2 protein-coding genes and 3 pseudogenes are annotated in these 4,072 nt (G+C 59.0%); 1 reads left to right on the top strand and 4 read right to left on the bottom strand.

Going from position 1 to position 4,072, the window contains the following annotated elements; genetic code table 11:
• Window positions 1–161: 161 nt before the first annotated feature.
• From FS320_RS39510 to FS320_RS39520, 3 genes and pseudogenes are all read right to left on the bottom strand, one after another.
• Window positions 162–1,136 (bottom strand): hypothetical protein, encoded by a 975-nt coding sequence (locus FS320_RS39510; protein ID WP_152717867.1) that lies wholly within the window; start codon window positions 1,134–1,136, stop codon window positions 162–164.
• 250 nt (window positions 1,137–1,386) lie between these two features.
• On the bottom strand, window positions 1,387–2,040 hold the full coding sequence (locus FS320_RS39515) for a virulence protein (RefSeq protein ID WP_152717869.1): 654 nt from the start codon (window positions 2,038–2,040) through the stop codon (window positions 1,387–1,389).
• 307 nt (window positions 2,041–2,347) lie between these two features.
• A pseudogene (locus FS320_RS39520) lies at window positions 2,348–3,142 on the bottom strand (IS1380 family transposase); the annotation flags it as partial.
• Between FS320_RS39520 and FS320_RS39525 the strand changes: the two are divergent.
• Window positions 3,143–3,855, top strand: a pseudogene (locus FS320_RS39525) (IS3 family transposase); the annotation flags it as partial.
• A gap of 75 nt (window positions 3,856–3,930) precedes the next feature.
• Here the strand turns inward: FS320_RS39525 and FS320_RS39530 are convergent.
• Window positions 3,931–4,072, bottom strand: a pseudogene (locus FS320_RS39530) (ATP-binding protein); the annotation flags it as partial.

The raw sequence follows: 4,072 nt of genomic DNA on the forward strand, positions 1-4,072 counted from the left end.
CAGGCGCCCACCGTCGAAAGCAGCGGTGATCTTCTTGCGGCCAACGGCTGGAAACGGGAAGGTGGCAGGTGTATCGTCCGGCATGGCGAGTGTGGCACAGGGCAATTGGTGGCAGGGATTAGTCTCAACAACCAAATCCTACGCTGCTTCAAGTGCTTAAGCTACACTCGCCAGCCTTCATCAACCTTCCCATGCATAAGAACGGTTAGTTCGGCTCGCGCGCGATGGTAGGCCCCGTTGATGGATACCGCGACCGCGCGAATCCCATGTATGTTGTTAGACGAGCCGCGGCGTGAGTGGACTCTTACGAGCTCATCGGCAGAAGCCTCAATCTCGGTGATGCTGTTGTTGAGATTGGAACTTTGCGTCACTACCGCAGGCTCGGGTGGAGAGAGAGGGTTATACAGCCGGTCCCGCGCATTGGCATAGAGTCTACCCAGTTCCGGACGTTTGTTTATTGCATCGTGAAGGCGCGCACCTTGGCTGTCATTCAAGTAGTTATGTGTGTGTGCAAGGGCACACGCTACTGGCCAAAGTACTGTTTCTTGTCCTGGTTTATACCGTTCAAATTGTTTGATCAATCGCTCAAGCAGGCGTGTTCTGTTTCTGTCGTCAAGATCACCGAGGTGGTCCGCCATGCCCTTGATTGCGTGAGCTCGCTTCAGTGCGGGAGAGGCGCTGAGAAGGCGCTTGACTATAGCAGATTGCTCCGCACCCGTGCGAAACTTCAGTGTTGGCGCGGTAGCCCAAACTCTGTCCTCAAGGCTTGCCTTGGGAAGATCCAGGCTGTGCAAAGCCCTGGCTGCAGCCCCGAGCCGATCGAGCTGTGTGCTAAATGTAGTAAGAGCGGGGTCATCCGCAACCGCCTGTCGTGCTGAGTGGCTCATGAGTTTGAAGTTCGTGAGGTTCTTGGCCGTTTCAACCGGGCTGGCGGTGGGCAAATGCTTCGCCACTTCGGCCAGCATCTCCCTTGGAAGGTTCTCCCATGGCAGGTGCGGTTGTTCTTGTTGGTCATGTGCTCCTTTCATCGAACGGAGCAGTCCGGTCCAACGAAACACACGGAGCAACAATCGGGCGACACCGCCACGGCGGACTGAATTGTCAGGGTCACGGGCCTGCTGTCTATCGTGATCCATTAATTAGACTCCCACCGCAGCTTTATGGCTACCATATAGGCGTGATCAGCTGAACCCATTAGACCGGCCCGATTTTCTTCAGCGGTAAGACGACAACTGCGAGGAGGATGAGGAAGCAGTCTATGGGAGGAAACGGCTGCTTCCCGCGCTCAAGACAAACTCAACGAGTAGGCCACCGGAAAAGGCTGAGAGCTCGAGAGCTTGTATGCGTACACGCGTCGCAATGGCGCTACGCCAGAGCGTGAGAAGTTCATCGAACGCGGTCTTCTCTCGGTCTGTCGCCAGACATTAATTCCGCTCGCGCGCTATTGTAGGCTTTGCTGATTGATTTCGCGATCGGATTAATGGCAGGCATTAGATCGTCGACATGAATTTCTTTTCCCATTACGCTCACTGCCAAGTCCATAACTGATTCCTTAGTATCCTTTATTTTACTGTCCAAGTCCCAACTTTGCGGCTCTACCGCCTGATCGGATGTGGAGCCAGACGTCGAAGCCAGGCTGCGATCCAAATGCGGAGACTGATTGGTATAGGCCTCACCCAGTCCCGGATGATATGCTACTGTATCGAGCATACGTGCTCTTCGGTCTGCGCTCAGCAAGTCTCCACCTAGCAGGTCCCCTGCCCGTTCCACCGCACGACGCAAAGTTCGGACAAAAGCGCTGAGCTGTTTGAGACGCCCATGAAATGCCCCTAAGGGTTCTGCCTTGGTCGCCTCTCGTGCTGTGCGGTTCACGAGTTGAAAATTTGTGAGGTTTTCTAGCGTCTCAACCGGATTTTCGGTGGTTAAGCGCTTTGCCACCTCGGTCAGTAGAGCATTCGGCAGGTCAGTGATTCGTTTGGTGCCGCCGCCATCGGGGGCTGTACTTTCGGGTTCACGGGCCTGCTGTCGGTCGCGATCCATGATCAGACTCCATGTGAGGTTTCTATTGCTTTAAGGCTAGCATCAGGTGCGATCTGGTAAACTGATATCGCGTTACATGTGTAATTCTGCGGAGGCTTTGATCCAATGCAGCTCGGATTTTGGCCCAGGGGCTGGGAAGAGTTCCGGATTCTAACTCACCCTATTCATGAGGCATGTTGATATTTGCCGTTCTGGCCTGCAATCGCGGCGGCTCGTTGCGTCTGTTTCATCGCGATGAGATTTGGAACATGGCGAACGCGTTGGCAGGAATTGGATGGGGTGATCGGGGCGATGGCGGCCCCGTTGCTTATGGCGACGCCGCCCGTGGCCGGGGTGCGAGAGCCCCCGCAAGACGGCGGACGAGATCCGCTTCCGGGCAGCAGGAGGCAAAGGCCAGCCGGATGCGACTGGTGCTTTCCTGCACCCGCACGGCGATCTTGAGCAGGCGCAGCCGCAGCGTCACGAACTCCGCCCGGGCGAGATCGCGTGTCGCCGGAATGGCCTCCCGCATCGCCAGCATCAGCCAGTACGCGGCCGTGTGCAGCACGAGCCGAACCTGGTTGGCCACGGCCCGCCGGCACGAGGTCCGGTCGGAGGCGAGTTGCGCCTTGTGGAACTTGATCCAGTTCTCGGCCTGGCCGCGGGCACAGTACAGGCTCTCATAGACGACGCGCGGGCTCGTCCCGGTCAGGTTGGTGACGACAAAGCGGATGTCGAGGCCCAGGCGCGTGGCCTCGATGCGAGCCACCACCCGGCGCTCGCACGACCAGCTCCTGGCCCGGTGCGTCGTCTCGGCAAAGCCGCGCACCACCTCACGATCTTCCAACGCCCGCTGGGTGCGCACCGCATCGGCGACATCCTGCACCTTGGTTGTCAGCGGCCTCGTGCCAGCCAGCCCGACGATGTAGCTGAGGCCGTTCTGCTCGCAGAAGTCCATGGCCTCGGGACGGGCATAGTGACTGTCGCCGCGGATCGTGATGTGGGTGAGAGGCCAGCGCGTGCGAATGCGCCGCACCAGGCGTCGCAGATGCGCCCGTGGCCTGCCCCCTGAGAAGTGGTCCTCCCTAATGTATGGCTTTTCAGCCGAACGGAGGACAAGAGAATGAGCAAGAAGAGACACACGGCCGAGGAAATCATCGCCAAGCTGCGACAGGTAGACGTGCTGACAGCGCAGGGCCGGACCGTGGCAGAAGCCATCCGCTCCATCGCCGTGACGGAGGTCACGTACTATCGCTGGCGATCCGAGTACGGCGGGCTGAAGTCTGATCAGGTCAAACGCCTGAAAGAGTTGGAAGCCGAGAACGCCAGGTTGCGCCGGGCCGTGTCCGACCTCACCCTCGACAAGATGATCCTGAAAGAGGCCGCCAAGGGAAACTTCTAAGCCCCGCCCGCCGCCGCGCCTGTGTGGATCACGTGAGAGCCGAACTGGGTCTGTCCGAGCGACGGGTCTGCCGGACTCTCGGCCAGCATCGTTCCACCCAGCGCAAGATCCCGATGTCTCCTGATGATGAAGCGGCTCTGACCGCCGATATCATCGCCCTTGCTCTTCAGTACGGCCGCTACGGCTACCGGCGCATCACCGCTCTTCTGCGGGAGGCCGGCTGGAGAGTGAACAAGAAACGGGTGGAGCGGATCTGGCGGCAGGAGGGGCTGAAAGTGCCACAGAAACAACCAAAGAGAGGAAGGCTCTGGCTGACTGACGGATCCTGCATCCGTCTGCGGCCGGAGTATCCCAACCACGTCTGGTCGTATGACTTCGTGGAGGACCGCACGCATGATGGGCGCAAGTTCCGCATGCTCAACATCATCGACGAGTGTCAAGCGACACCGAGATTTACGAGATAAGGCGACATCCAGTTTTACGACGGCTCAAGCGTGAGCCCGCTGGAGAGCCTCCTCCAGATCCCGCAGGCGATAGCTGCGCCCCTTGATGTTGAGAACATGCGCTCGGTGCAGCAGGCGGTCGAGGATGGCCGTGGCCAGCACCTCGTCGCCGGCCAGCAGCTCGGTCCACTCCCGGATGCTCTTGTTC

Source organism: Microvirga tunisiensis, assembly GCF_009296175.1.
Taxonomy (GTDB): Bacteria; Pseudomonadota; Alphaproteobacteria; order Rhizobiales; family Beijerinckiaceae; genus Microvirga; species Microvirga tunisiensis.

Coding starts and splice junctions, on each gene's coding strand:
- FS320_RS39510 (WP_152717867.1), bottom strand. CDS start 1,136: ATGGATCACGATAGACAGCAGGCCCGTGACCCTGACAATTCAGTCCGC.
- FS320_RS39515 (WP_152717869.1), bottom strand. CDS start 2,040: ATGGATCGCGACCGACAGCAGGCCCGTGAACCCGAAAGTACAGCCCCC.